The organism is Streptomyces nigra (assembly GCF_003074055.1).
Classification (GTDB): Bacteria; Actinomycetota; Actinomycetes; order Streptomycetales; family Streptomycetaceae; genus Streptomyces; species Streptomyces nigra.
The window spans coordinates 7025607-7050407 of the sequence record NZ_CP029043.1 but is presented as its reverse complement, the minus strand read 5'-3'; the positions used below and the strand labels follow the sequence as shown (position 1 = coordinate 7050407).

The window sequence follows — 24801 nt, the reverse complement described above, 5'->3', positions numbered from 1 at the left end:
GGGCCGTGTTCGACCTGGCCGAGCCGGGAGTGGAGAATCAGGGGCATGAGCGAGAACGTGTTTTTCCAGATCTCGGCCGACGGCGAGGACCTCGGCCGCATCGTCTTCCGGCTCTTCGACGACGTCGTGCCGAAGACCGCGCGCAACTTCCGTGAGCTGGCGACCGGCCAGAACGGCTACGGCTACAAGGGCGCGCCCTTCCACCGGGTGATCCCCGAGTTCATGCTGCAGGGCGGCGACTTCACCAACGGCAACGGCACCGGCGGCAAGAGCATCTACGGCGAGAAGTTCGCCGACGAGAACTTCCAGCTGAAGCACGACCGTCCGTTCCTGCTGAGCATGGCGAACGCCGGACCGAACTCCAACGGTTCGCAGTTCTTCATCACCACGGTCGTCACGCCGTGGCTGGACGGCAAGCACGTCGTCTTCGGCGAGGTCGTCGAGGGCGAGGACGTCGTCAAGGCCGTCGAGGCCCTGGGCAGCCGCTCGGGCTCGACCGCCAAGAAGATCGTCATCGAGGACTCCGGCATCGCCGCCTGACGTACCGTCAGCACGGATACGGCCCGGCGTGGATCCCACGCCGGGCCGTACACGTCAGCGGAGGTCAGGCGTCGCCGGGAGCCTCCGGGGCGCCGCCCGCGACGGTGCCAAGCCGGCGGTACGCGGCGCGCGCGTGCCGCAGCCGGGCCAGGACCGTGCCCACCAGGGCGGCGGTCAGCAGGCACGCCAGCCAGAACGTGTCACGGGACCCGGCCCAGGTGAGCGTGCCCTCGGGCGGCACGCCGAACGCGTTGAGGAACAGCCAGCACAGGACGGCCGTCCCGGGGGCGGCGCTGAAGCGGGCGCCCAGCCCCAGGAACGCGGCCAGCAGCGACAGCGCGGTCAGCGCCAGAAAGGGCCGGTCGGGGCCGACGAGGGCGTTGACGAGTGCCACGAGGACCAGCGCGCCGCCGAAGGCCCCCGCCCACACCAGACGGGTGGGCACGGGCTGGGGAACGGGCCTGGCGCCATTGCCGTGGGACACCCATTCGATCACTGCGGTGCTTCCTTCCGGTCCACCCCCGCCGCCCGGCGATGAGGAGAGTCCCGGTCGCCACGGCGCATGAAACTGAACCGTGATTGTCTCACTGGTCCCTGTACGGCCTCCGCGGCCGGTTCGGGGGTCGCTCGTAGGGTGGCACCGGCGGTGTGCCGGGGGAACCGCCCTTCCGGCCATGTGCTTCGGGCCGGGGCGGGCTCCCGCAGCGCTCCACGGCGATCCCGGCGAGGACCAGCCCAGCGGCGATGAACAGCCCGTCGGCCACGGCGATCCCGGTGCCGAGGCCGGCGAGGCCGGCCGCCAGCAGCCACCAGGCGCGGGTCCGCCGGTACTCGCGGGGCCGGGCGGGCCGGCCCGCGCGGAACCGCCGGATGAACCGCGGGTCGTCGCGCAGGAGTTGGGCCTCGAGGGCGACCAGTCGGTCGTGGTCGGACGGGGGCATGGCTCCTCCTTCCCGGAGCGCGTCACCGCGCCTGGAGCCGATCCGATCGAGGGGGGTACCGACAGTCGAACCCGGGCGGTCGTGCCCCGGCCATCGGTCCCCGCACCCATGTTTCCCGGGCCGCGACACCCACAAGCCCGGGCGGCTGGACCTGCACGAACCCCTCGCACAAAACGGCCCGGGCGGCGGTTTCCGGCGGGATGTATCCCGCCGGAAACCGCCGCCCGGGCCGTTACCGAGTCACGCGCCGCCGGTCGTCGCCGGCGGCCGGCTCACGCCGTTCCGGCCGGTCCGCTCCGGACCGTCTCGGCGGACTCCTCGGGCAGCCGCTCCGTCGCCGGGGGCGGCGTGGAGCCGCCCTTGCGGCGGGTGAGGAACGCCGCGACCGGCTCGGTGTAGCGGGCGGTCAGCGGGCCCACGACGACGAGGATCAGGACGTAGGCGGTGGCCAGCGGGCCCAGCGAGGGCTCGATGCCGGCCGTGACGGCGAGTCCGGCGATGACGATGGAGAACTCGCCGCGGGCGACCAGCGTGCCGCCGGCCCGCCAGCGGCCCTTGACACCCACGTCGGCACGCTTCGCCGCCCAGTAGCCGGTGGCGATCTTCGTGGCGGTCGTGACGACGGCCAGCGCGAGGGCCGGCAGCAGCACGGGCGGGATGCTCGCCGGGTCGGTGTGCAGCCCGAAGAAGACGAAGAACACGGCGGCGAACAGGTCCCGCAGGGGCGCCAGCAGATTGTGCGCGCCCTCGGCGACCTCACCGGACAGGGCGATGCCGACGAGGAAGGCGCCGACGGCCGCCGAGACCTGGAGCTGCTGGGCGATCCCGGCGACCAGCAGGGTCAGGCCGAGCACCACCAGGAGCAGCTTCTCCGGGTCGTCGCTGGAGACGAAGCGTGAGATGTGCCGTCCGTAGCGCACGGCCAGGACGAGGACGAGCCCGGCGACACCGAGCGCGATGGCCAGCGTCAGGCTGCCCGCCGCGATCCCGGCCCCGGCCAGCAGGGCGGTGAGGATCGGCAGGTAGACGGCCATCGACAGGTCCTCGAGGACCAGGATGCTCAGGATGACCGGGGTCTCGCGGTTGCCGAGCCGGCCCAGGTCGCCGAGGACCTTCGCGATGACGCCCGACGACGAGATCCAGGTGACACCGGCCAGGACGACGGCGGCGACCGGCCCCCAGCCCAGCAGCAGCGCCATGGCGGCGCCCGGCAGGGCGTTCAGGGTGGCGTCGACGAGACCCGCCGGGTACTGCGTCTTCAGATTGGAGACGAGGTCGCTGGCCGTGTACTCCAGGCCGAGCATGAGCAGCAGCAGGATGACGCCGATCTCGGCGCCGATCGCCACGAACCCCTCACTGGTGCCGAGGGGCAGCAGCCCGCCCTCGCCGAAGGCGAGACCGGCCAGCAGATAGAGGGGGATCGGCGAGAACTGCAGACGTCCGGCCAGCCGGCCGAGCAGGCCCAGGCCGAGGATGATCGCACCGAACTCGATGAGGAAGATGGCGGAGGAGTGCATCGAATCACTCCCGCCCGAGTATCGCGGCGGCCGCCTCCACGCCCTCGCGGGTGCCGATGACGATCAGGATGTCTCCCCCGGCCAGCCGGAAGTCCGGCGTCGGCGAGGGGACCGCCTGGGCGCGCCGCAGGACGGCGACGAGGGAGGCACCGGTCTCGGTCCGCATCTTCGTGTCGCCGAGGACGCGTCCGTTCCAGTACGAGGTGGAGGACAGCTCGATGCGCTCGGCCACCAGACCCAGATCGGTCGTGGACAGCAGGTTCGGGCTGTGGTGGGAGGGGGCCAGCGCGTCGATCAGCGAGGCGGTCTCCGCTTCGTTCAGGTGCAGCGACTGGGCGCACGCGTCCGGGTCGTCGGCGCGGTAGACGTTCACCGTCCGGGTGCCGTCGCGGTGGGCGATCACCGACAGATGCCGGTGTTCCCGCGTGGTGAGGTCGTACTGGACACCGATCCCCGGCAAGGGCGTGGTGCTCATCCGCGGAGCAGGCACAACCCCTCCCCTCCATGTTCGTTCGCGACTTGGTGCCGGCACGGCTCGTCGGCCCGGTGGCCACCGTGCGGTGTTCATCGTGCCAGGTGCGCGCGAGCTGGGGATATGGGTGTCAGCACGGATGGACGCGGGGCGGCGCCGACGGTGAGAATCGGTGCGGGGCAGTGGGCCCCTTCACAGGCCGGGCCCCCGCCGGGGGTCGTCCGGCGGCCACGGGAGACAGTGGAGGTGAGCGGCAGCGGGAAGGGCGGCGATCATGACGTTGTACTGGCGGATCTTCCTCCTCAACGCGGCGGTCCTCCTCGCCGCGGTGCTGCTGCTCCTGGGACCGGTCACCGTGTCCACGCCCGTGCTGTTCGGGGAGGCGCTGGTCCTGCTCACCGGGCTCGTGGTGATGCTGGTCGCCAACGCGGCGCTGCTGCGGTTCGGGCTCGCCCCGCTGGCGCGGCTGACCCGGGCCATGGCCGCCGCCGACCTGCTGCGCCCCGGCAGCCGTACGAACGTCACCGGGCCCGGTGAGATGGCCGAGCTGACGAAGACGTTCAACGCGATGCTCGCCCGTCTGGAGGCGGAGCGGGCCACCAGCACCGGCCGGGTGCTGTCGGCGCAGGAGGCCGAGCGGCACCGTCTCGCGCAGGAGCTGCACGACGAGGTCGGCCAGACCCTGACGGCGGTCCTGCTCCAGCTCAAGCACGCGGCCGACCGGGCGCCCGAGACGGTCCGCGCCGATCTGCGCCAGGCGCAGGAGACCACCCGGGCGGGCCTGGAGGAGATCCGGCGGATCGCCCGCCGGCTGCGCCCCGGCGTCCTGGAGGAGCTGGGGCTGCACAGCGCCCTGCGCGCCCTGGCGAACGAGTTCACGACCTCCCGGCTGAGCGCGACGACGCAAATCGCGCCCGGCGTCCCCGCTCTGGATCCGGCGACCGAGCTGGTCCTGTACCGGGTCGCCCAGGAGGGGCTCACCAACACCGCGCGGCACGCCGGTGCCACCCGGGTCGAGGTGCGGCTGCGGCCCGAGGCCGACGGCCGGGTGACCCTGCTGGTCACCGACGACGGGCGGGGCATCGGGTCGGCGCCGGAGGGCGCGGGGATCAGCGGGATGCGGGAGCGCGCCCTGCTGGTGGGCGCCGACCTCTTCGTCGGCCCCGGCCCGCGGGGCGGCACCGAGATCCGTCTGTGCGTCGACGGCAGTCCGTCCGGCCCCGGCCCCCAGGAGAACGCACGATGACCGCTCCCGCCCGCATTCTGCTCGCCGACGACCACGCCCTGGTGCGTCGCGGAGTGCGGCTCATCCTGGACGCCGAACCCGATCTGACGGTGGTGGCCGAGGCCGCCGACGGCGCGGAGGCCATCGAGCGGGCCCGGGAGCTGGGCGACGGCGTCGACCTGGCCATCCTCGACATCGCGATGCCCCGGCAGACCGGCCTCCAGGCGGCGCGCGAGCTGTCCCGGGTCCAGCCGGGCCTGCGCACGCTGATGCTGACGATGTACGACAACGAGCAGTACTTCTTCGAGGCACTGAAGGCGGGTGCCTCCGGCTATGTCCCGAAGTCCGTCGCCGACCGGGATCTGGTCGAGGCGTGCCGCGCGGCGCTGCGGGACGAGCCGTTCATCTATCCGGGTGCCGAGTCGGCCCTCATCCGCACCTATCTGGACCGCATCCGTTCGGGTGACCGGCTGCCGGCCCGCCCGATCACGGAGCGGGAGGAGGAGATCCTCAAGCTCGTCGCCGAGGGGCACTCCTCGAAGGAGATCGCCCAGCTTCTGGTGATCAGCGTCAAGACGGTGGAGCGGCACCGCGCCAATCTGCTGCAGAAGCTGGGGCTGCGCGACCGGCTGGAGCTGACGCGCTACGCCATCCGCGTAGGACTCATCGAACCGTAGGGGATGTCTCGCCGTGTACTCCGCCCCGCTCGGGGTACGCCCCTTTGCACTGATGAAGTCCAGGCAGGACGGACCATGCCCCCCGAACAGGATTCCCCCCTCCCCTCCTACGCCGTCGGACGCGAGACCGTCGAGGCCGTGGAGGGCCTGGTGACGTTGTGGTTCTCGGCGGTCGCGGATGTGAATCCGCGGCTGTCGCCGCGTCAGGTCCGGGCACTGAGAGCAGTACGGCGCCGGCCCGAGCTGAATGTGACCGCGCTGGCCGGGCATCTGCGCATCGGCCTGCCCACCGCCAGCCGGCTCTGCGACCGGCTGGAGGCGGCGGGGCTGCTGAGACGCTGTGTGCAGCCGGACAACCGGCGTGAGGTACGGCTGGAGACCACGGCCCAGGGCGACCGCTTCCTGGCGGAGCTCACCCGGCTGCTGTCGGTGCGGCTCACGGCCGCGTTCGAGGGGGTCGCGGTCCATCGGCGGGTCGGGCTCGAGGGGGTGCTGCGCGCCCTCGACCACGGCCCCCTGGACCCCGAGTAGCCGCCGCGGGGCTCAGACGGGCTGCTCGTCGCCGTGCACATGGCACAGCAGCAGGCAGACGTCGTCGTCGTGCTCGGAGTCGTGCAGCAGCGGGTGCAGCAGCCGGTCGGCGGACCCTTCGAGGTCCTGGTCGAGTTCGTCCGCGCCGAACGTGGCCAGGGCGTCGGTGAGCCGCCCGATGCCGGGGTCGATGCCCTGGGCCCGGCGCTCCACCAGTCCGTCGGTGTAGAGGGCGAGCGTGGAGCCGGGGGGCACGGGCGCGGTGTGGTCGGCGATCCGCTGCTGCAGGGGGATGCCGAGCATCGCGCCCGGCTTGGCGTCCAGGGTGAGCACCTCGCCGTCGGGGGTGCGCAGCACCGGTGGCGGGTGGCCGGCGGCGGCCCAGGTGAGGGTGTCGTCGTGCGGGTGGAAGCGGGCGATGACGGCGGTGGCGTACAGGTCCATGCGCAGCCGGTGCAGGAACTCGTGGAGCCGGGTGAGGAGTTGGCCGGGGCCGCTGCCGTCGACGGCGTAGGCGCGCAGGGCGGTGCGCAGCTGGCTCATCACCACCGCGGCGTGCAGTCCGTGCCCGGTGACGTCGCCGACGACGGTGATGAGGCTGCCGTCGGGCTGGCGGAAGGCGTCGTACCAGTCGCCGCCGATGTTCAGGCCGCGGGTGGCGGGGAGGTAGCGGGCCGCGAGGGTCAGTCCGGGGGTCCGGGGCAGCTCGGTGAGCAGGGCGCGCTGCAGGGTCTCGGCGATGTCCCGGTTGTGCTCGAACCGCCGGGCGTTCTCCAGGGCGATGCTGGCGCGGCGGGTCAGCTCGACGAGCATGACGGCGTCGTCGGCGTCCCAGCCCTCGTCGGGGGCGGTGAGGGTGAGGACGCCCTGCGGGGCCCGGCGGGTCAGCAGGGGGATGCAGAGCAGGGCCCGGCCGGGATCGAGGGCGGACGGCGGATGGTCGTCGACGCCGGGCAGGCCGCCGGGGTGGTCGGCCGCGTACTGGGGCCGCTCGCGGCGGGCGGCGACGACCGCGGCGGCCGGGTGGGAGGCGCCGCCCCGGGCGGGCTCGGTGCCGTCGAACAGCCAGACGTCGATGGCACGGGCGTAGCGCGGGACCAGCAGGGCGGGCAGCAGCCGCACGATGGCCTCGTGGTTCAGGGAGGCCGTCAGGGCGGCGCTGGCGTCGGCGAGGAAGGTCAGCCGGCCGCGGGCCGCCTCGGCCTCCCTGCGGGCCTTCTGCTCGGCGTCGAAGAGGCGGCGCTGGGCCTGGTTGGCGGCGTCGAGTTCGGCGTGCAGGGCGAGGACGCCCTGGTTGGTCTGGTGCAGTTCCTCCCGGTGGAAGGCGACGAGGGCCTCCTGCTCGTCGAGCCGTTCCAGCAGCAGGGCGGTGTCCTCGTCGGCGCCGAACAGGGCCTCGGCCAGCGAGGCGGGGTCGTCGGCGCCGTGGTCGCCGTCGGAGAGGTCGACGTCCTCGGCGCAGGAGATCGCCATGCGCCAGGGACCGGGGCGGTCCTGGGAGCCGCGGCCGACCGGTTCGACCTCGAGGACGAACTCGCCGCCGCCGGGCGTCGGGGTCGTCGTGACACCGATCCGCCAGGTTCCGCCCTTGGTGAGGCACTGCCGCAGATGCGCGGTGAACGCCGTGACCAGACGGGTGCGTTCGACCGTACTGACCCCGCAGGTGGCCGCCAGCCGGGCCGCGGCGATACGGGCCCGCGCGGCCTGGGTGACGGTGCGGACAGACCAGGTTCGGATCATGAGGAGCGGTCCGGGGGGCTGGGGCTCAGGACGGCGACGGCGGTGTCGTCGCGGACCGGGCGGGCGGAACTGCTGGCGTCCCGCACGATCGAGGCGGCGACGACGGCGGGGTCGAGCAGGGTCGGTCCGCCGGTGGCGGGGCCGGGGCTCCAGCGGCTGGGCAGGCCGTCGGAGTGCAGGACGAGAAGGCTGTCGGGGGTCCAGGCCTCCTGGTGCAGGCGCAGATGCGTCGGCAGGTGGGCGCCGACGATGCCCGGGCGCGAGACCAGTCCGTGCCAGGTGTCTCCACGACGTAGCCGGGCCCCCGCGTTTCCCACCCCGGCAAAATACAACTGCCCGGCACTCACGTCGAGTTGGGCCACGGCGACGGCCGCGCCCCGGGTCTCGCGCAGCGCGGTGTGCATCCGCCGCAGCAGCTCGTCCGGGGACAGATGGGCCGCCTGGTGCAGGGCGTGCGTGGCCGCCGAGGAGGCGCGGGCGGCCTGGGGGCCGTGCCCGAGCCCGTCGGCGAGCATCAGCGTGACGCGGTCGGCGGTGCGTACGCACGTCCAGGCGTCGCCGGAGTACTCGCCGCCGGCCAGCGGGACGTTGACGCCGCCGGCCCGCACCGGGACCTGCGGCGGGTACGGGCCGGTGCCGGGCCGGTCGGTCCGGGGGCCGATCCTGGCCATCGCGACGGTCCCCTTGCCGGGCACGCTGTGCAGGCCGAAGCCGTCGGAGGTGCGCCGGCAGGTACCGAGGCCCGCGCCGAGGGAGTCCCTGGTGGAGAAGCCGTCCATCAGCGCCGTCTCGACGTCGGCGATGCCGGGGCCGTGGTCGATGGCGACGATCTGCACCAGCCGGAGGGGGTCGTCGCCGTAGGACGGCGTGGCCGGGACGACCAGGTCGAGCAGGACGCGTCCGCCGCCCGCGTGCTTGAGGAGGTTGGTCGCCAGCTCGGTGGCCACGAGTTCCGCGGCGGCGAGCCGGTCCTCGGGCAGCAGGGCGCGCCCGGCCGCGTCCCGGGCCGCGACACGGACGTCGCGGACCCGGGTCGAGTCGTGCACCGGGACCTCCCAGACGCGCGGCATCAGGGTGCCTCTCGCTGCCGGGGCGGCCCGGCGACCCAGGACGTCACGGTGACGGTGGTGCCCTGGCCGCGGGCGCTGTCGACGGAGAACTCGTGGACCAGGCGCCGGGCGCCGGGCAGCCCCATGCCCAGCCCCTCGCCGGACGTGTAGCCGTCGGAGAGTGCCTGGTCGAGGTCGGCGATGCCGGGGCCGTCGTCGCTGAAGACGAGGCGCAGGCCGCGTACGCCGCCGTCGGTCACCTGTGTGCACTCCATCCGGCCGCCGCCGCCGTGGACGAGGGCGTTGCGCGCCAGCTCGCTGGCCGCGGTGACCAGCTTGGTCTGCTCGACCAGGCTGAACCCGAGCTCGGCGGTCATCTGCCGCACATGCTGCCGGGCCCGGACCAGGTCCAGGTCCGAGGTGAGCGGCAGACGGGCGGAGACACTTCCGGTGCTGTGGGTCACGGCCGCTCCCGGCGGGCGCCGGCGGTCCGGGGCAGGTCCGCGACCTGGGCGCCGAGCAGGTTCATGGCCTCCTCGGTGCTCAGCGCGGTGCGCAGCCCCGGGAGGGTCAGGCCGAGTTCCACCAGGGTGATGGCGACGGCCGGGCGCATCCCGGCGACGACGGTCTGCGCGGCCAGCAGCTGGGTCATGGCGGCGATGTCGCTGAGCACCCGGCCCATGAAGGAGTCGACGATCTCGACGCCCGACAGATCGATGACGACACCGGTGACCGCGTCGTCGGAGACGGTGCGGCCGATGTCCTGCCTCAGCCGTTCCGCCGTGCTGTCGTACAGATCGCCCTGCAGGGTGACGAGCAGGATCCCGCCGAGGCGCAGCACGGGCACATAGCCGTCGGGCGGTGTGGCGGTCCCGGTCACCGCGGCTCCACGACGGGGCCGGCGGAGGGCACGATGTGCGCGCCCTGCTGCTGGAGGGCGTAGGCCAGGGCGTCCGCGAGGCTGGCGCGGGTCTGGATCGAGCTGAGGTCGATGCCGAGGTGGACGATGGTCTGCGCGATGGCCGGCCGGATGCCGGAGACGATGCACTCGGCGCCCATGAGCCGGGCCGCCGCGACGGTCTTCATCAGGTGCTGGGCCACCAGCGAGTCCACGGTCGGCACCCCGGTGATGTCCAGGATCGCGATCCGGGCGTGCTGTTCGACGATGGCGTCCAGCAGGGTCTCCATGACGACCTGGCTGCGGGCGCTGTCCAGCGTGCCGATGAGCGGGACGGCGACGATACCCTCCCAGAGCTTGATCACGGGGGTGGCGATCTCCAGCATCTCCAGCCGCTGCCGGTTGATGAGGTCCTGTCCGGCGACGGTGGTCGTCTCCAGCATGACCAGCCGCAGGGTGCCCATGAGCACGGCCAGGACGGTGGTGCACTCGCGGACGTGGTCGGCGGGTGCGCCGGACAGCTCGTCGAGCAGCAGCTCGGTGACGGGCGGGCGCAGTGCCTCCATCTCCGCGGAGATCTGGCCCATGGTGGCGCCGGCCCGGGCGCGGGCCTGCGCGGTGCGCGCGAGCTGCTCGCGGACCACGGCGAAGCCGTCGGCCTCCAGGTCCTCGATCCGTCCGGACGCGGCCACCGCGGCCAGGGCCTCCACGACGGAGCGGCCCGCCTCGACCGCCTCGTCACGGGAGACGGTGAACACGGTGCGGAACACCGCGGCGTCGGCCCAGCGCTGGGCGATCTGCTCGCGCCGCTCCCGCAGGAAGGCACCCACCTCCTGCTTGGGATCGGTCCTGTCCTTGGCCGTGTGCTGTTCCGGCACGAAGTTCCCTCCTCGTTGGTTGTGCGCTGCCCCGACCCTACGGGGAAGCCGAGCCGCCGGTCAGGCCACCTCGGGCGGCCCGAACCAGTCGAGACACACCACGAGCGCGTCGTCGGCGGGTTCGGTGGCGCCGCGGTGGCCGGACAGCTCCCGCAGGACGGCCCGGGGGACCTCGGCGGCGGGCAGCAGGCTGGTGGAGACGATGGCGCGGGCCAGGGCCCGCTCCCCGTACTCCTCGCCGCCGGGCGCGCAGACGGCGTACACCCCGTCGCTGACGAAGAGGAGCCGGTCGCCGGGGGCGAGGTCGACCTCGTGGGGGACGTAGTCGGTCTCCTCGAACATGCCGAGCGGGAGCTGGGCCTCCAGGTCGACGGGGGTGACGCTGCGGCCGCGCAGCCGCAGCATCCGCGGGGACCCGGCGTCGACGACCCGCAGCCGCCCGGTGCGCAGCTCCAGGTCGACGAGGAGCACGGAGATGTACGACTCGCCGCGGTACTGGGCGAAGACGGCCTGGTCGGCCAGGGCGGCCTGGTCCTCGATGGAGAGCCCGGCGCGGCGCGCGTTGCGCAGGGCGTTGATACCGAGGTTGGTCAGCAGGGACGCCTCGATGCCCTCGCCCATGCCGTTGGTGACGTAGACCATCAGGCGTTCGGCGTCGGCGGACCAGTCGAAGTTGTCGCCGTGGATCGCGTAGGCGGGCTCCAGCTGGGCACCCAGGGCGTACTCGGGCCCGGTGCAGGAGCGTCCGGGCAGGAGCTGCCACTGCATCTCGGCGGCGAGGGTGAGCCGGTCGGCGCGACGGGCCCGCATGTAGACGTCGGTGTCCCGGTCGGCGACGACGATCTCGTGGCCGAGCACCTGCGCGATGTCGGCGAGCTCGTCCAGGGCGCTGTCGGCGTCTTCGGCGGGGGGCATGGTCACGATGAGGACGCCGAGGCGGTCGCCGCGCACGGTCACCGGGAGGTGCAGCCGCACCCGGCCGCCGGTGAGCTTCTCGGTGTACGGCTCCTGGGAGCCGAAGGCCCGTCCGGCGGTGCTGCCGCGGGCCGGGACGGACTCGGCCCGGCCGTCGGTCGCGTGGACCTCCTGGAGCTGCACGAGGGCGTAGTCGGCCAGGTACAGCTCGACGGACGTCGCGCCGTACTCGGCGCACAGCACGTCCCGCGCCGCCTCCACGAGCCGGTGCGGTGCCGCGGAGCGCAGCGCCCTCTCGGCTGCCACGAATCTGTTCACGATGTCGGATCGGCCATCCTCGTCACGGTGACGGCGCCCGGCCCCCGCGTCACCGCGGGAACCGCCGTCGGTCCCTCTTGTCCGTATCTATCGTTCTGCACGTATTGCCCGGAACAGCGGGCTGACAGCATCCGCCAAGCCTGAAAGAGTGGGGCCGTGACTTCCTCCTACGCCCATCCGCGGCCGGACGAGGTGGCACACATGACCTCCGAGGCCGCCGAGTTGCTGGAGGTCCTGTGGGGCCGCGCCTCGACCTCTCCGGTGTCCGCCTCCCAGATCCGCGTGCTGTTCATCCTGGAGCACAGCGACGGCATCAACCTGCGCATGCTCGCGGAAGCGCTCGGCTCCACCCCGCCGTCCACGAGCCGGCTGTGCGACCGGCTGCAGGCGGTGGGCTTCGTCGAGCGTGAGACCAGCGCCGCCAGCCGCAGGGAGCTGCGGCTGCATCTGAGCCGGCGTGGGCGGACGTTCCTGGCGGAGCTGCGCGCGCGGCGCGAGGCCGCCCTGCAGTCCGTCCTGGAGCAGATGCCCGTGGCCAAGCGGGACGCGCTGCTGGAGGGCCTGGAGGCCTTCTGCCGCGCGGCTTCGGCGGAGATCCACGAGAGCGACGAGGAGCCGGACGCCCGAAGCGCCTGACACCCGTCGCCGCGCGGTCACGGGACCGGGAAGGGACGGGGTCGGCGCCATCGGACGGCGGCGCGGACCGTCGTTGCCGAACGGCACGTTCCACCACCCCTCCCGCGCTATGACTCGCTCACTCTGTTGCCTCATGGCCATAGTTGTCAAACGGCAACTGTTGTGCCTGCGGGGGCAGGAGACGCCCTGCGGGCCGTCCCGGTGGAAACCGATGGAAAGCGGCGTTCAGTCCTCGTCCGGGGGCTCGGGGGCGACCGGGCCGCCGGAGTCCGCCACGGCCAGCGCCTCCTCGACGCTCTCCACGATGGGCACGGTGATGCTGACCCCGGTGAGGTCCATGATCCGCCGGACCGCGGGGGTCGGCGAGATCACGTACACACCGCCGGGGATCTCCCGCACCTCCTGGTAGGCCCGCAGCACGATGTTCATGCCGGACGAGTCCATGAAGGGCACGCCGGCGATGTCGAGCAGGAAGTGGCGGCGGCCGTGATGGAGCTGGTTGGCCAGGTGGTGCTGCAGCTCGGTGGCCGTGTCCATGTCCAGGTCACCCTCGACCGTCAGCAGCACGGCGTCCTCCCTGGGCACTTCCACCTTGATCGACAAGGGATTCTGGGCAATGGACACAAGTACCTCCCACAGGCGTTGGCGATCGGGACGGGTTCCCCGAACGGCCGGTTCGATGCATCGCGGAACACGTCGTCCGGGGCCGGCCCGGGCCGGTCGTCGGCGGTCCGGGGTCGGCACCCCTCGACCCGGCCGTGGCTCACGGCCCCGACCGTGCGTCGACGCGTTCCGCTGGGCCGTCTACCCCCGGATCCTCCTCGTACACGGCCGGATCCCAGGCGCTTCCCCGCAGGTCACCCGTCCGGACGGCCGTACGGACACAGGCGCGGGGAAACGGTTTGATCCCCTTCCGTCTGGTCACGCGAAAAGGGAGGGAACGTCACAGATCGTGGAGGAGGGAAGAAAGCGGCTCCGCCCCCGTCCGCCCGGGACGCCCGGCGACCGGCCCGTCTTCCCGCCCTCCGGTCAGGGAGCTGCAGCATGAGTCAGGAACAGGGGGCCCACGCCCCCACCGGCCCGGCCGGCGACCCCGCGCGCCACCGGCCGCTCAACCCCGCCGAGGCGCGGGGAGCGGTACGGCGTGCTCTCGCCGAGCGCCCGACCGGCCGGAGTGCCCCGTACACGCCCGACTCGCTGTCGGACGCGCTGCTCGTCGCCTCGGAGCTGACGACCAACGCGATGCTGCACGGCGGCGGCATCACCGACTTCGACGTCGAGGTCGTCGGCGAGAACCTCCATCTGTCCGTGTGCGACCGGGAGCGCCGGCGGCCGGTGACGCTGGAGTCCGTCGACCGCCGCGGCCGGCACCGCTGCGGAGGGCGTGGCTGGCCGATCGTGTGCCGGCTGGCCTGCGAGGTCGAGGTGGCCGACCTGCCCACCGGCGGCAAGCGGGTCACCGCGGTGATCCCCCTGCTCGGGCCGCACCCGGAGGGCGCCTGACCCCGGACATACGGGTGGGCCGCCGGCCTCGCGGCCACGGCCCACCCGCGACGCCTCGGCGCCGCGCTTCCTGCGACTTCCCTCGTCCCGGGGTCAGGCGACCCCGGGCTCCAGCAGTCCGACCCGCAGCTGCTTGATGATGCGGCTGATGAGCCGCGAGACATGCATCTGCGAGACGCCGATCTGCTCGGCGATCTGCGACTGGGTCAGCTCCTCCACGAACCGCAGGTGGATGATCTTCCGTTCCCGGTCGTCCAGTCCCGCGATCAGCGGGGCGAGCGAGTGGAAGTCCTCCACCAGCTCCAGCGACGGGTCCTCCTCGCCGAGGAGGTCCGCCAGCACCGACTCGCCGCTCTCCGCGTCACCGGAGACGGCGGCGTCCAGCGAGGCCGACTGGTAGCAGTTGGAGGCCTTGCGGGCCTCGATGACCTCTTCCTCCGACAGCGACATCAGCTCGGACAGCTCACGGGTGGTCGGCGTCCGGCCGAGCCGGGAGCTGAGCTCCTCGGTGGCCTTGGCCAGCTCCACGCGCGCCTCCTGCAGCCGGCGCGGCACATGCACGGCCCAGCTGGTGTCACGGAAGAAACGCTTGATCTCACCGACGATGTACGGCACGGCGAAGGTCGTGAACTCGACCTCGCGAGAGATCTCGAACCGGTCGATCGCCTTGATCAGCCCGATCGTGCCGACCTGGACGATGTCCTCCAGCGAGTCCCCGCGGGCACGGAAGCGCGATGCCGCGTACCGCACGAGGGACAGGTTCATCTCGATCAGGGTGTTGCGTACGTACTGGTATTCGTGCGTGCCCTCTTCCAGCACATCCAGTCGGTCGAAGAACTGACGCGACAGCTCGCGTGCGTCCTGGGGCTTCACCCGCGACGGGTCCTCGATCAGCGGCAGCGCCGCCTCCGTCGCGTCCTTCTCCTGTGCCGTGGCCGTTGCCTGCGCCACCGTCACGGCTGCCATGTGCCGCCCTCCCGATGCCAGAACCTGTTGTCGTACCCCCGCGTGCCCCCGATCCCGCGGGTCAATCCCGAGGAAACCGAGAATCTCGAGGAACTTCTCGTACGCGGTGACTTCTCGCCGGAAACCACGTCCGGATGCATCCACCATAAGCCGCGTCCGCTCCCAGGGACCCCGCCGGGCCCCGTCCATCCGGCGCGCGGACTTCTTTCCCCTTCTTCTGCGTGTGCGCTGTTTGCACCACAGGACCCGGGGCATGCGGGATTTCGTGCTTCGGACCAGAGGCGCGCCGGTGCGAACGACGTGAGCCGCTCCGGGGCCAGCGTGCCCCGTGCACCGTTTCCACACGCACATCCCTGAGAAGGCCGTTCAGGAGCTGTTTTCATGCTGGTTGAAACGTCCGCACATGGTTCCGACCTCCCTGCCCGCCCCCGCGTCTCCGGCGGGCGCGTCCACGACGACGCCCCCGACACCGCGAGCACCTTCGTCCGGCTGGCCGAGCTGCCGCACGGGCCCGAGCGGGACGCGCTCCGCGACGAATTGACCCGGGCCTGGCTGCCGATGGCCCACCGGATCGCCGGCCGCTTCCGCAACCGCGGGGAGTCGCTGGAGGACCTGCGCCAGGTCGCCGCGCTCGGCCTGGTCAAGGCGATCGACCGGTACGAGCCCGGGCGGGGCGCCTTCGAGAGCTACGCCGTGCCCACCATCACCGGTGAGATCAAGCGGCACTTCCGCGACCGGATGTGGGCGCTGCGGGTGCCGCGCCGCGTCCAGGAGCTGCGCAACAAGGTGCGGATCGCGCGCCGTGAACTGACCGAGTCCGGCTCGGGGGCGACCGCGTCCGTCGCGGACATCGCCGCCCACACCGGGCTCACCGAGGACGAGGTGAACGCCGGCCTGGAGGCCCTGGAGAGCTACAGCACGCTCTCCCTGGACGCCGAGATGTCCGCGAGCGACGACGGCTTCAGCCTCGCCGACACGATCGGCGGCGTCGAGGAGGCGTACGACGTGGTCATCGACCGGGAGGCGGCGAAGGAGGGACTGCGGCGGCTGCCCGAGCGCGAGCGGACGATCCTCTACATGCGCTTCTTCGAGGACATGACGCAGAGCCGCATAGCCGACCAGCTCGGTATCTCCCAGATGCATGTCTCACGGCTGATCAGCCGGTGCTGCGCGAAGGTCCGGGCCGAGGTGCTCGACCAGGACGCCCACCCGCAGCGCCGCGGCGGAGGCCGCTCCGGCTGAGACCGCCGGCCCCTCCCCCGTACGACGACTCCGTGCGACGACTTCATCCGAGGAGCGGACACCGATGCTGATGCCCCACCCGACGCTGCTGCGCCGGCTCGTCGACGAGTACGAGGCGCTCATGGCGCGTACGGCCCCCGGCGAGGGCCCGGACCGGCACGACCCGCGGGTCCAGGACCTGGCGTACACGCTGTGCGTCTCGACCGGGACGCGCGAGGTGGGACATGCACATGAGACGGCGCGGCACATGCTGGCCGCGTCTCTGGACGAGCCCGCGGCATGCCGCGCGGCGGCCGCCGCCGTGTAGACGGGCCGGCGGCACGGATGTGAACGGTCATGACGGAAGGGAGCGATGTGGGCACCGACGGAATCTGGTCCTACCGGCCGGGCAGCGGGCACCGGGAGGGGCTGGACCTCACCGGGTTCAGAGTCGAGGCGACCGACGGGATCATCGGGCATGTGGACCGGCAGGCCGACGACAGCCATCAGCGCCATCTGATCGTCGACACGGGCGCCTGGGTGTTCGGCCGGAGCCTGGTGATCCCCGCGGGCACGGTGACCGGGGTGGACGAGCGGGAGCGGACCGTCACGGTCGCCTGCACCCGCGCGGAGGCCAAGGAGGCCCCCCGGTTCGAGACGGACCGCGAGACCCGTGATCCGCGGTACCTCGCCGCCGTCGGTGCGTACCACGCGCGGCTGTCCCATGCTTCGCGGGCTTCGGGGTAGCCGGGTGGTCATGCACGGGAACGGGACGAAGGGCACGGGACGAGCGTGTCCGAGGGATGGTGGCATGACGACAGCCGCACGGCACCGGGTGCGCGCCCGCCGGGCCTCGCGGGCCGGGGCGCGCACCGCGGGCGGACGCTCGTGAGGCCGGCGGAGCACCGGCGGGCCGGGGACGGAGGCGTGCTGCGGTTCCGGTCCGCCGAGGTCAGCAGCGCATCGGCGGCACGCGGCTTCGTGAAGTCGGTCGTCGAGGAGCACGCCCGCACCTCCCCCGTGGACGAGCGCGCGGTGATGGACCTGATGCTGGTGGTGTCAGAGCTGGTCACCAACGCGATCCGGCACGGCGACGGCCTCGCCGGGTTCGAGGTGGCCGTGGAGCGGGAGGGACTGCGGCTGCGCGTGCACGACTACAGCGACACCGTGCCGTCCGCCGCCTACGGTCCGGGCACGTTGCCGCAGACCCACGAGGGCAGCGGGTACGGCTGGCCCCTGATCATCCGCCTGACGCGGGAGATCCGGATCGACCACCGCCGTGAGGGAGGCAAGACGGTCAGCGTCCTGGCGCCGCTGACATGAATGCCCGTCCCGCGGCCGGGCGGCCCTTCCGCAGGACGGTCACACGTCATGGTTCACCAGGGCAGGAAGGCGTGGACGTCCTTTCCGTCCTCGCGCACCACCACGCTGACCTGGTCGCACAGCGTGTGGATGAGATACCAGCCGATGCCTCCGCCCTTGCCCGTCCCGGGGTGGAAGGGGCGCGGCGCCGGCCGGGTGGTGCTGGTGTCGCCGAGCGTCACATGGACGCCGTCGAAAGCCTTGCGCATGGTCAGCTCCATGGGACCCGGCGCGTACTGGATGGCGTTCGAGACCAGCTCGCTGACCACCAGCAGGATGTCGTCCCGGTACTCCGGGGTCGCCGGGGGCGAGGCCCGCGCGAGCGTGTTCAGATACTCCTCCGCGCCCAGACGCGCACGCGTCACATCGCCGAACCCCCCGTCGAAGCGGGCCCCCCACTCCTGTGTCTGTTCCGTAGACGGCTTCTTGCCGCCGTCCTGTGATTCGGTCGCCATCACACCTTCTTCGGCCCCGTCCGCCGTTCGGCCGCGGTGACTTGTCCTTGCTGCTTACTCCGCTGCTGGTTCCCAGCGAGAGCGCGGCTACGCGTCCCGAACCGGGTGCAGCCTGCCAGGTTCCCCTTCGGCGGGGTACCCACACGCGGACACCGGGTGCCATCACCGGGCAAACGGACCCGGTGCCGGCCTTCCGGTCCCCTGCGGTGTGTGCGTGATCACAGGCGCGGGGACCCTACGGCTGTCCCTCCCGGTCCCCGCCCGCGCGGTCCCCCGGCGGAACGTCCCTGGCGGCTGACCTATCTTGGCGCCATGCAGGCATACACGATCGGTCAGGCGGCGCGGCTGCTGGGTGTCAGTCCGGACACCGCCCGGCGCTGGGCGGACGCGGGCAGGATGGCCACCCATCGCGACGAGAGCGGCAGGCGCCTCATCGACGGCAGGGACCTCGCCGCCTTCTCCGTGGAGCTCGCCCGCAGCGGCGCGGGCGAGGAGGCGCCCTCGTCCACCTCCGTGCGCAACGCCTTCCCCGGCATCGTCACCGCGATCAAGCTCGGGGACGTGGCGGCCCAGGTGGAGATCCAGGCCGGCCCGCACCGGCTGGTGTCGCTGCTGACCCGGGAGGCCGTGGAGGAGCTGGGTCTTGAGGTCGGCACGGAGGCCACCGCCCGGGTCAAGTCGACGAATGTCCATATCGACCGCACGTGAGCCGGGCGAACCTTCCGTAGAAACGCACATGCCAGGGCAGCGGCCCCCGTCCACGGCTTATGCGAAGTGACCAGAGCCTTTTCCCTTGTATCTGCGGCAGTATGATCGGCATACGCGTTCGTTCGCGACCGAGGGAGTGCCTCCGTGCCCAGCCGTTCTTCGCGCCGGATCCGGCGCGCCCTGTCGTCGGGTGCCCTGGGGGCCGCCGCGCTGCTGGTCCTGGGCGCCTGCTCGTCCTCCGGGCCGCCGCCCGCCTCGGGATCGGGCGGTGTGTCGGGTGAGGTGACCGTGTTCGCCGCGGCCTCCCTCAAGGAGAGCTTCGAGGAGCTGGGCGAGCGGTTCGAGCGCGAGCACCCGGGCACCCATGTCACCTTCAGCTTCGGCGGCAGCGACGCGCTGGCCGCGAGCATCACCGGCGGCGCGCCCGCCGACGTCTTCGCCTCGGCCAGCCCGAAGACGATGAAGATCGTCACGGACGCCGGGGACGCCTCCGGTACTCCCGTCACCTTCGTCCGCAACCGGCTGGAGATCGCCACCCTCCCCGGCAACCCCGACCGGATCGGGTCCCTGAAGGACCTCACGCGCAACGGCCTCAAGGTCGTGCTGTGCGACGCCTCGGTGCCCTGCGGGGCCGCCGCCAAGAAGGCCCTCGACGCGAGCGGGCTCGAGCTCACCCCCGTCTCCTACGAGGAGGACGTCAAGTCCGCGCTCAACAAGGTCGTCCTGAAGGAGGCCGACGCGGCCGTCGTCTACAGGACCGATGTGCAGGCCGCGGGTGACAAGGTGGAGGGCGTGGAGTTCCCCGAGTCGGCCGACGCCGTCAACGACTACCCGATCACCGTGCTCGAGCGGTCGGAGAACACTGAGGCCGCCGAGGCGTTCCTCGCGCTCGTACGCTCCCCCGAGGGCCGGAAGGCCCTGACCGGGGCCGGGTTCCTCGCGCCGTGAAGGCCCAGGATTTCCCGGCCGTTCCCCGGCGCCGCCGCCGTGTGAGCCGGGGTGCCCCGCTGCCGCTGCTCGTGCCCGCGCTGATCGGGGTCGCGTTCCTGGTCCTGCCGCTGATCGCCCTGCTCGTACGGGCCCCGTGGCGGAGTATGCCCGATCTGCTGACCAGCACCGAGGTGTGGCAGGCGCTGCGGCTGTCCCTGGTCTGCGCGACGGCGGCGACCGCGGTGAGCCTGGTCGTCGGCGTGCCGCTGGCCTGGCTGCTGGCCCGGGTGGAGTTCCCCGGGCGGCGGCTGGTCCGGGCGCTGGTCACGCTGCCGCTCGTCCTGCCGCCCGTGGTCGGCGGTGTGGCGCTGCTGATGGCGCTCGGCCGCAACGGCGTGGTGGGCCGGCTGCTGGACGACTGGTTCGGTGTGACCCTGCCGTTCACCACGGCGGGCGTGGTGGTCGCGGAGGCGTTCGTGGCGATGCCGTTCCTCGTCATCAGCGTCGAGGGCACCCTGCGCGCCGCCGACCCGCGCTACGAGGAGGCCGCCGCCACCCTGGGCGCCTCCCGCTTCACCGCGTTCCGCCGGGTCACGCTGCCGCTCGTCGCGCCCGGCATCGCGGCCGGCGCCGTCCTCGCCTGGGCGCGGGCGCTCGGTGAGTTCGGGGCGACCATCACGTTCGCCGGGAACTTCCCCGGCCGGACCCAGACCATGCCGCTCGCCGTGTATCTGGCACTCCAGAACGACCCGGAGGCGGCGATCGCCCTCAGCCTGGTCCTGCTCGCCGTGTCCGTCGCGGTGCTCGCGGGCCTGCGTGACCGCTGGATGACCGCCTCATGACCGCGACGGCCCACGACAGCGCGCCCGCTCGCGACGGCGAGGGGCTGGACGCCCGCCTGGTCGTGGAGCGGGACGCCTTCCGCCTCGACGTGGCGCTGCGCGCCGCGCCCGGTGACGTGGTCGCGCTCCTCGGACCGAACGGCGCCGGCAAGACGACCGCCCTGCGCGCGCTGGCCGGCCTGGTCCCGCTGTCCGACGGGCATCTGCGGCTGGACGGCGCCGATCTCGACCGCACGCCGCCGGAGTCCCGCCCGGTCGGGGTCGTCTTCCAGGACTATCTGCTCTTCCCCCATCTGTCCGCGCTGGACAACGTGGCGTTCGGGCCCCGCTGCCGCAAGGTGCCGAAAGCGGTCGCCCGGGCGCAGGCCGCCGCGTGGCTGGAGCGCATGGGACTCGCCGAGCACGCCGCGAGCAGACCGCGCCGGCTGTCCGGCGGGCAGGCCCAGCGGGTCGCCCTCGCCCGGGCCCTGGCGACCCACCCGCGGCTGCTGCTCCTCGACGAGCCGCTCGCCGCGCTCGACGCCCGGACCAGGCTCGACGTACGGGCGCGGCTGCGTCACCATCTTGCGGACTTCGAGGCGGTGGCCGTCCTCGTCACCCACGACCCCCTGGACGCCATGGTGCTGGCCGACCATCTCGTGGTCATCGAGGACGGGCGGGTCGTCCAGGAGGGCGGCCCGGCCGACATCGCGCGGCATCCGCGCAGCGACTACATCGCCCGGCTGGTCGGCCTCAACCTCTACCGGGGCGAGGCTCTCGGGCACACCGTCCGGGTCGACGGCGGCCCGCTGGTCACGACCACCGAGGAGCTGACCGGTCCGGTCTTCGTCGCGTTCCCGCCCGGCGCGGTGACCCTGCACCGGGAGCGTCCGACCGGTTCCAGCGCCCGCAATCTGTGGCGTTGCGAGGTGGCCGGTCTGGAGACGCACGGCGACCAGATCCGCGCGGCGCTGTCCGGTGAACTCCCGCTGGCCGCCGACCTGACGACGGTCGCCGCCGCCGAACTCGACCTGCGTCCCGGCGCCACGGTGTGGGCGACGGTCAAGGCGACCCAGACCCACGCCTATCCCGCCTGAGGCCTGTCACCCGCCCGGGGTGACAATGAGCCTCCCCCGTACGGAAGCAGAGGACATGAGCGCCGAGGACATCCGCGTCGACCACGCACTCGTCGAGGCCGCGGGCCGCGTCGCCCGCGAGGCGTGCCGGGGCGACAACCACACGGTGGCCGCCGCCGCACGCGCCCGGGACGGCCGGATCGTCACCGGCGTCAACGCCTACCACTTCACGGGCGGTCCGTGCGCCGAGCTCGTCGTCATCGGCGCGGCCGCCGCGCAAGGCGCCTACGAGCTGGACACGATCGTCGCCGTCGGCGACCGCGACCGCGGTGTCGTCCCGCCCTGCGGGCGCTGCCGTCAGGTCCTGTTCGACTACTTCCCGTCCCTCGACGTCGTCGTCGGCTCCGAGGAGGGCCTGCGGACCGTGCCCGTACGGGAGTTGCTGCCCGCGACCTACGTCTGGGCGGACCACCAGCTCGACGCCGGCTAGCGCGGCGGGCGGCGACGGCGCTCTGCGATGCTGGACGCGTGGTCGAGCCGTCAGCCGTCTCCCCGGACGCCCCCTCCCGTGTCCGCAGCCCGCTGCTCACCCAGCGCTGGCTCGATCTCGCCTTCCTGCACTGGGCGGTCGACCCGGCGGCGGTGGCCGGGCTGCTGCCGCGCGGCACCGTCCCCGACACCTACGACGGGGCGACCTACGTCGGTCTGGTCGCGTTCCGGATGCACCGGGTCGGCTGGCTGGGGCTGCCCGGGGTGCCGTATCTGGGGACGTTCCCCGAGACCAATGTGCGGCTGTACTCGGTCGACGCGCACGGGCGGCGCGGGGTGGTGTTCCGCTCCATGGACGCCGCCCGGCTGATCCCGGTGGTCATGGGGCGCGTCGGCTTCCGGCTGCCGTATCTCTGGTCCCGGATGGCCGTGCGCCGGGCGGGCGACACGGTGACGTACACGAGCTCCCGCAGATGGCCGGGGCCGCGGGGCGCGTACAGCCGGCTCACCGTGCGGGTCGGGGAGCGGATCGCGGAGCCGACGGGGCTCGAGCACTTCCTCACCGCCCGCTGGGGCATGCACAACGCCTTCTTCGGCGCGTCCGGCCCCTCCGCGTATCTGCCCAACGACCATCCGCGCTGGCCGCTGCACCGCGCCGAGGCGGTGCTCCGCGAGGAGAACCTGATCACGGCGGCCGGTCTGCCCGCGCCCGAGGGCGATCCGGTCAGCGTGCTGTACTCCCCCGGGGTGCCCGTACGGCTGGGGCGTCCCGCGCGCCCGGCGGGCCTTCCCACGCCCTGACCGACAGCGCAGCACGAAGGGCCCGGACCGGTGTGCCCGGTCCGGGCCCTTCGCCGTCACGTCACCGTCTCAGGTGTGGCGCGTCACTCCCTCAACGGGCGTGCCGCCTGGTGCGCATGAGCACCACGAACCCGGCGATCAGCAGAACGGCTCCGCCCGCGGCCGGCCACAGCGAGGTGCCGGTCTCGGCGAGGTCGCCGCCGACCGCCTGGGCCCGCGCACCACCCGTCAGGGAGTCGGTGTCGCTGGTCGGGGGCTGGGTCTGCGCGGGGGTGCCGATGGCGTCCGCCTCGTCGCCGCCCTCGTCGTTCCCTGCGTCCGGCTCACCGCTGGACTTGGGCGCCACCGTGCTGGACACGGTGGGCTCGTCGTCCTGCGGCTGCCCGGCGCCGGCGCCGCCGTTCCCGCCGTCGTCGTTCTTGCCGCCGCCGTCGTTCTGACCGCCGCCGTTGTCCTGGCCACCGTTGTCCTGGCCGTCGTCACCCTTGCCGTCGTCGCCGCCGTTGTCGGCCGGCGGGGTGGTGGGCGCCTCGGTGGCGGGCTCCTCCGTGGCCGGCGGCTGCGTCTCGTCGTCGCCCTGGCCGCCGCCGTCACCGTTGCCGCCACCGTTGCCGCCGTTGTCGGCGGGCGGGGTGGTGGGTGCCTCGGTCGGCTCCTCCTGGCCCGGGTCGCCGCCGCCGTCACCGGCGCCGACGCCGCAGGTGCGGCCTTCGTTGATGCAGTCGACCATCTCGCTCATCAGCTTCTCGTCGAAGACGTTGATGAAGTCGCCGTGGTCGGTGACGGGCTTGTGCAGCTGCTCCGGGAAGGAGTCCACCGCGAACAGCGGGGTGGTCCTGCCGCCGTCCTGCAGGCTGGGCGCGTCGACGTCGTAGACGATCCGCTGCACCAGCTGCGGGATGGCCTTGAAGCCGTTGCCGCAGCTGCCGTCGGCCGCGGCGAACGCCACGTGGGCGCGGTGGTTGGCGCTGTCGATGTTCTGACCGTCCCAGCAGCTCTGGAACTTGAAGGAGCGCACCACGTCACTGCCCTGCGGGCACAGCGGGTACTTGTCCTTCAGCTGCCGGTCCTCGAAACCGGTGCAGCTCCAGGAGGCGTTGGCGTTGGCCGGGCCGTTGACGAACGCCTTGGCGTCGCCGGTGATGATGCGCAGGAGACGCGGCATCTCGGTGACCTTGCTCTGCGGGTTGCCCACGAAGTTCAGCGTCACCTCCTTGGGCTGGACGATCTCGCCGGCGTTGCCCTCGATACCGCCGCCGGGCTTGTTCGCGTCCTGCTCCTGCTTGCCGTTCTGCAGACGCAGCACCGGCCAGTAGTACGTCGACTTGTCACTCTTGTCCACGCAGCTGGTGTCGGCGTTGGCCAGGTCCTCGTCGCTCGCGAAAGCGGTGTTGGACTGGTTGCCGATGTAGTCGTGGAAGTGGTGGGCGCCGTTGGAGACACCGGGGGCCACGATCACGTTGTCCGAGTTGAACAGCCCGTTCTCGTTCACACCGCAGCTGGTGGCGAAGGAGCCGCTGGAGCCGCCCTTGCGCACGGCCGGCTCGGAGACGTTGGGCTGGACGGACTTGATGTCCACGTAGTCGGCGGCGACGGGGCCGTTGCCGGCCTGACCGCCGTTCCCGTCCTGGCCGTTGTCGCCGTTCTGGCCGTCGCCGCCCTGTCCGGCGTCGCCCTGGCCGTCGCCGCTCTGCTGGCCGCCGTCGCTCGGCTGCCCGGCGGGCGCGCTGCTCTCCGGGGCGCGCAGGGTGCAGGCGGCGAGGGCGTCCAGGCCCTCGGGCCGGTCGCCCTGGCGGTCCACGGCGATGGCGATCCGCTCGATCGTCGCCGCGCGCTTCTCCTTCAGCGGCGTCATGATCGAGTTCTCGGCGAAGGCCTTGTCCTGCTCGATGGCCTGTCCGGCGTTCATCAGTCGCTGGTAGGCGTCGGCGATCTGCTGGTCGAGGAGGGCGAGTTCCTTGGCGACGTCCTCCTTCGCACCCTCCGGCACATCGGTCAGCTTGGTGCCGACGTCGGGGCAGTCGATCGTGCCGGCCGGGGTGGACAGCGTCTGGGCGGAGTCCGTTCCGCCCTCCTCGGTGGCCGAGGCAACGACGTTGGCCGCGACGAGGCCGCCACCACCCAACATCAGC

General features: G+C 72.7%; 30 protein-coding genes. 16 read left to right on the top strand and 14 right to left on the bottom strand.

The features are described 5' to 3' along the window. Nucleotides 1–45: 45 nt before the first annotated feature. Nucleotides 46–540 (top strand): peptidylprolyl isomerase, encoded by a 495-nt coding sequence (locus tag DC008_RS32375; protein ID WP_055623026.1) that lies wholly within the window; start codon nt 46–48, stop codon nt 538–540. Nucleotides 541–604: 64 nt separating this feature from the next. Here the strand turns inward: DC008_RS32375 and DC008_RS32370 are convergent, their stop codons facing one another. From DC008_RS32370 to DC008_RS32355, 4 genes are all read right to left on the bottom strand, one after another. Continuing rightward, nucleotides 605–1036 (bottom strand): hypothetical protein, encoded by a 432-nt coding sequence (locus DC008_RS32370; RefSeq protein ID WP_108710046.1) that lies wholly within the window; start codon nt 1034–1036, stop codon nt 605–607. An 88-nt stretch (nt 1037–1124) separates the two neighbouring features. Then, nucleotides 1125–1481 carry a DUF3040 domain-containing protein gene (locus DC008_RS32365; RefSeq protein WP_108710045.1) on the bottom strand — a complete coding sequence of 119 codons (357 nt, stop codon included), beginning with the start codon at nt 1479–1481 and terminating at the stop codon, nt 1125–1127. Nucleotides 1482–1753: 272 nt separating this feature from the next. Then, a complete protein-coding gene (locus tag DC008_RS32360) occupies nt 1754–2998 on the bottom strand; it encodes a cation:proton antiporter (RefSeq protein WP_108710044.1) in 1245 nt (414 codons plus the stop codon). A gap of 4 nt (nt 2999–3002) precedes the next feature. After that, on the bottom strand, nt 3003–3488 hold the full coding sequence (locus DC008_RS32355) for a cation:proton antiporter regulatory subunit (RefSeq protein WP_208646043.1): 486 nt from the start codon (nt 3486–3488) through the stop codon (nt 3003–3005). Nucleotides 3489–3744: 256 nt separating this feature from the next. Between DC008_RS32355 and DC008_RS32350 the strand changes: the two genes are divergently transcribed. The 3 genes from DC008_RS32350 to DC008_RS32340 all read left to right on the top strand — a co-directional run bounded on the left by DC008_RS32350 (nt 3745) and on the right by DC008_RS32340 (nt 5903). Continuing rightward, the gene (locus tag DC008_RS32350) at nt 3745–4716 is read left to right on the top strand and encodes a HAMP domain-containing sensor histidine kinase (protein ID WP_108710042.1); all 972 of its coding nucleotides are present in this window, start codon (nt 3745–3747) and stop codon (nt 4714–4716) included. Beyond that, nucleotides 4713–5372: a response regulator gene (locus DC008_RS32345; protein WP_108710041.1), complete on the top strand. Its 660-nt coding sequence runs from the start codon at nt 4713–4715 to the stop codon at nt 5370–5372. The genes DC008_RS32350 and DC008_RS32345 overlap by 4 nt, the downstream gene beginning before the upstream one ends. A 75-nt stretch (nt 5373–5447) precedes the next feature. Further along, nucleotides 5448–5903 (top strand): MarR family winged helix-turn-helix transcriptional regulator, encoded by a 456-nt coding sequence (locus DC008_RS32340; RefSeq protein ID WP_108710040.1) that lies wholly within the window; start codon nt 5448–5450, stop codon nt 5901–5903. A 12-nt stretch (nt 5904–5915) separates the two neighbouring features. Here the strand turns inward: DC008_RS32340 and DC008_RS32335 are convergent, their stop codons facing one another. From DC008_RS32335 to DC008_RS32310, 6 genes are read right to left on the bottom strand one after another with little or no spacing between them, the layout of a single operon-like run. After that, the gene (locus DC008_RS32335; RefSeq protein ID WP_108710039.1) at nt 5916–7643 is read right to left on the bottom strand and encodes a PP2C family protein-serine/threonine phosphatase; all 1728 of its coding nucleotides are present in this window, start codon (nt 7641–7643) and stop codon (nt 5916–5918) included. Then, complete coding sequence (locus tag DC008_RS32330) at nt 7640–8713, bottom strand: ATP-binding SpoIIE family protein phosphatase (protein WP_108710038.1); 1074 nt, start codon at nt 8711–8713, stop codon at nt 7640–7642. The genes DC008_RS32335 and DC008_RS32330 overlap by 4 nt, the downstream gene beginning before the upstream one ends. After that, nucleotides 8713–9156 (bottom strand): anti-sigma regulatory factor, encoded by a 444-nt coding sequence (locus DC008_RS32325; protein WP_108710037.1) that lies wholly within the window; start codon nt 9154–9156, stop codon nt 8713–8715. The genes DC008_RS32330 and DC008_RS32325 overlap by 1 nt, the downstream gene beginning before the upstream one ends. Then, entirely contained in the window at nt 9153–9572 is a 420-nt protein-coding gene (locus tag DC008_RS32320) for an STAS domain-containing protein (protein WP_108710036.1), read from the bottom strand. The genes DC008_RS32325 and DC008_RS32320 overlap by 4 nt, the downstream gene beginning before the upstream one ends. Then, on the bottom strand, nt 9569–10468 hold the full coding sequence (locus DC008_RS32315; RefSeq protein ID WP_108710035.1) for an STAS domain-containing protein: 900 nt from the start codon (nt 10466–10468) through the stop codon (nt 9569–9571). The genes DC008_RS32320 and DC008_RS32315 overlap by 4 nt, the downstream gene beginning before the upstream one ends. A 60-nt stretch (nt 10469–10528) precedes the next feature. Next, the gene (locus DC008_RS32310; RefSeq protein WP_108710034.1) at nt 10529–11701 is read right to left on the bottom strand and encodes a PP2C family protein-serine/threonine phosphatase; all 1173 of its coding nucleotides are present in this window, start codon (nt 11699–11701) and stop codon (nt 10529–10531) included. A gap of 201 nt (nt 11702–11902) precedes the next feature. Here DC008_RS32310 and DC008_RS32305 point away from each other — a divergent pair, with 201 nt between their 5' ends. Continuing rightward, nucleotides 11903–12337: a MarR family winged helix-turn-helix transcriptional regulator gene (locus DC008_RS32305; RefSeq protein ID WP_108710033.1), complete on the top strand. Its 435-nt coding sequence runs from the start codon at nt 11903–11905 to the stop codon at nt 12335–12337. 225 nt (nt 12338–12562) lie between these two features. Here DC008_RS32305 and DC008_RS32300 read toward each other — a convergent pair whose 3' ends face one another. Then, nucleotides 12563–12961 (bottom strand): STAS domain-containing protein, encoded by a 399-nt coding sequence (locus DC008_RS32300; RefSeq protein ID WP_108710032.1) that lies wholly within the window; start codon nt 12959–12961, stop codon nt 12563–12565. Between the two features lie 420 nt (nt 12962–13381). Between DC008_RS32300 and DC008_RS32295 the strand changes: the two genes are divergently transcribed. Further along, on the top strand, nt 13382–13840 hold the full coding sequence (locus DC008_RS32295; protein ID WP_108710031.1) for an ATP-binding protein: 459 nt from the start codon (nt 13382–13384) through the stop codon (nt 13838–13840). Between the two features lie 93 nt (nt 13841–13933). Here the strand turns inward: DC008_RS32295 and DC008_RS32290 are convergent, their stop codons facing one another. Further along, nucleotides 13934–14806, bottom strand: a complete 873-nt coding sequence (locus DC008_RS32290) for an RNA polymerase sigma factor SigF (protein WP_235074524.1) — start codon at nt 14804–14806, stop codon at nt 13934–13936. 381 nt (nt 14807–15187) lie between these two features. On the opposite strand from DC008_RS32290, the gene DC008_RS32285 reads away from it, so the two are divergent. The 4 genes from DC008_RS32285 to DC008_RS32270 all read left to right on the top strand — a co-directional run bounded on the left by DC008_RS32285 (nt 15188) and on the right by DC008_RS32270 (nt 17350). Continuing rightward, the gene (locus DC008_RS32285) at nt 15188–16048 is read left to right on the top strand and encodes a SigB/SigF/SigG family RNA polymerase sigma factor (RefSeq protein ID WP_108710030.1); all 861 of its coding nucleotides are present in this window, start codon (nt 15188–15190) and stop codon (nt 16046–16048) included. 64 nt (nt 16049–16112) lie between these two features. After that, nucleotides 16113–16355 carry a DUF5133 domain-containing protein gene (locus tag DC008_RS32280; protein ID WP_108710029.1) on the top strand — a complete coding sequence of 81 codons (243 nt, stop codon included), beginning with the start codon at nt 16113–16115 and terminating at the stop codon, nt 16353–16355. Between the two features lie 47 nt (nt 16356–16402). Next, nucleotides 16403–16774 carry a hypothetical protein gene (locus DC008_RS32275; protein WP_108710028.1) on the top strand — a complete coding sequence of 124 codons (372 nt, stop codon included), beginning with the start codon at nt 16403–16405 and terminating at the stop codon, nt 16772–16774. Nucleotides 16775–16954: 180 nt separating this feature from the next. Further along, a complete protein-coding gene (locus tag DC008_RS32270; RefSeq protein ID WP_244221449.1) occupies nt 16955–17350 on the top strand; it encodes an ATP-binding protein in 396 nt (131 codons plus the stop codon). Between the two features lie 53 nt (nt 17351–17403). Here the strand turns inward: DC008_RS32270 and DC008_RS32265 are convergent, their stop codons facing one another. Further along, nucleotides 17404–17844, bottom strand: coding sequence for an ATP-binding protein (locus tag DC008_RS32265; protein WP_108710027.1), 441 nt, complete (start codon nt 17842–17844; stop codon nt 17404–17406). A gap of 312 nt (nt 17845–18156) precedes the next feature. Between DC008_RS32265 and DC008_RS32260 the strand changes: the two genes are divergently transcribed. The 6 genes from DC008_RS32260 (at nt 18157) to DC008_RS32235 (ending at nt 22669) form a co-directional block, all read left to right on the top strand. Beyond that, the gene (locus DC008_RS32260; protein WP_108710026.1) at nt 18157–18552 is read left to right on the top strand and encodes a TOBE domain-containing protein; all 396 of its coding nucleotides are present in this window, start codon (nt 18157–18159) and stop codon (nt 18550–18552) included. A gap of 144 nt (nt 18553–18696) precedes the next feature. Continuing rightward, nucleotides 18697–19500: a molybdate ABC transporter substrate-binding protein gene (gene modA / locus DC008_RS32255; protein ID WP_108710025.1), complete on the top strand. Its 804-nt coding sequence runs from the start codon at nt 18697–18699 to the stop codon at nt 19498–19500. Continuing rightward, nucleotides 19497–20324, top strand: coding sequence for a molybdate ABC transporter permease subunit (modB, locus tag DC008_RS32250; protein WP_108710024.1), 828 nt, complete (start codon nt 19497–19499; stop codon nt 20322–20324). Before modA ends, modB begins: the two co-directional genes overlap by 4 nt. Continuing rightward, nucleotides 20321–21400, top strand: coding sequence for an ABC transporter ATP-binding protein (locus DC008_RS32245; protein WP_108710023.1), 1080 nt, complete (start codon nt 20321–20323; stop codon nt 21398–21400). The genes modB and DC008_RS32245 overlap by 4 nt, the downstream gene beginning before the upstream one ends. Nucleotides 21401–21455: 55 nt before the next feature. After that, complete coding sequence (locus tag DC008_RS32240) at nt 21456–21869, top strand: cytidine deaminase family protein (protein WP_108710022.1); 414 nt, start codon at nt 21456–21458, stop codon at nt 21867–21869. A 38-nt stretch (nt 21870–21907) separates the two neighbouring features. After that, a complete protein-coding gene (locus tag DC008_RS32235; protein ID WP_108710021.1) occupies nt 21908–22669 on the top strand; it encodes a YqjF family protein in 762 nt (253 codons plus the stop codon). A 91-nt stretch (nt 22670–22760) separates the two neighbouring features. Here DC008_RS32235 and DC008_RS32230 read toward each other — a convergent pair whose 3' ends face one another. Then, nucleotides 22761–24797, bottom strand: coding sequence for a DUF1996 domain-containing protein (locus DC008_RS32230; RefSeq protein ID WP_108710020.1), 2037 nt, complete (start codon nt 24795–24797; stop codon nt 22761–22763). Nucleotides 24798–24801 lie beyond the last annotated feature (4 nt).

Coding starts and splice junctions, on each gene's coding strand:
- DC008_RS32350 (WP_108710042.1), top strand. CDS start 3,745: ATGACGTTGTACTGGCGGATCTTCCTCCTCAACGCGGCGGTCCTCCTC.
- DC008_RS32230 (WP_108710020.1), bottom strand. CDS start 24,797: ATGTTGGGTGGTGGCGGCCTCGTCGCGGCCAACGTCGTTGCCTCGGCC.
- DC008_RS32265 (WP_108710027.1), bottom strand. CDS start 17,844: ATGGCGACCGAATCACAGGACGGCGGCAAGAAGCCGTCTACGGAACAG.
- DC008_RS32260 (WP_108710026.1), top strand. CDS start 18,157: ATGCAGGCATACACGATCGGTCAGGCGGCGCGGCTGCTGGGTGTCAGT.
- DC008_RS32340 (WP_108710040.1), top strand. CDS start 5,448: ATGCCCCCCGAACAGGATTCCCCCCTCCCCTCCTACGCCGTCGGACGC.
- DC008_RS32365 (WP_108710045.1), bottom strand. CDS start 1,481: ATGCCCCCGTCCGACCACGACCGACTGGTCGCCCTCGAGGCCCAACTC.
- DC008_RS32330 (WP_108710038.1), bottom strand. CDS start 8,713: ATGCCGCGCGTCTGGGAGGTCCCGGTGCACGACTCGACCCGGGTCCGC.
- DC008_RS32375 (WP_055623026.1), top strand. CDS start 46: ATGAGCGAGAACGTGTTTTTCCAGATCTCGGCCGACGGCGAGGACCTC.
- DC008_RS32285 (WP_108710030.1), top strand. CDS start 15,188: ATGCTGGTTGAAACGTCCGCACATGGTTCCGACCTCCCTGCCCGCCCC.
- DC008_RS32280 (WP_108710029.1), top strand. CDS start 16,113: ATGCTGATGCCCCACCCGACGCTGCTGCGCCGGCTCGTCGACGAGTAC.
- DC008_RS32245 (WP_108710023.1), top strand. CDS start 20,321: ATGACCGCGACGGCCCACGACAGCGCGCCCGCTCGCGACGGCGAGGGG.
- DC008_RS32345 (WP_108710041.1), top strand. CDS start 4,713: ATGACCGCTCCCGCCCGCATTCTGCTCGCCGACGACCACGCCCTGGTG.
- DC008_RS32240 (WP_108710022.1), top strand. CDS start 21,456: ATGAGCGCCGAGGACATCCGCGTCGACCACGCACTCGTCGAGGCCGCG.
- DC008_RS32290 (WP_235074524.1), bottom strand. CDS start 14,806: ATGGCAGCCGTGACGGTGGCGCAGGCAACGGCCACGGCACAGGAGAAG.
- DC008_RS32360 (WP_108710044.1), bottom strand. CDS start 2,998: ATGCACTCCTCCGCCATCTTCCTCATCGAGTTCGGTGCGATCATCCTC.
- DC008_RS32295 (WP_108710031.1), top strand. CDS start 13,382: ATGAGTCAGGAACAGGGGGCCCACGCCCCCACCGGCCCGGCCGGCGAC.
- DC008_RS32335 (WP_108710039.1), bottom strand. CDS start 7,643: ATGATCCGAACCTGGTCTGTCCGCACCGTCACCCAGGCCGCGCGGGCC.
- DC008_RS32305 (WP_108710033.1), top strand. CDS start 11,903: ATGACCTCCGAGGCCGCCGAGTTGCTGGAGGTCCTGTGGGGCCGCGCC.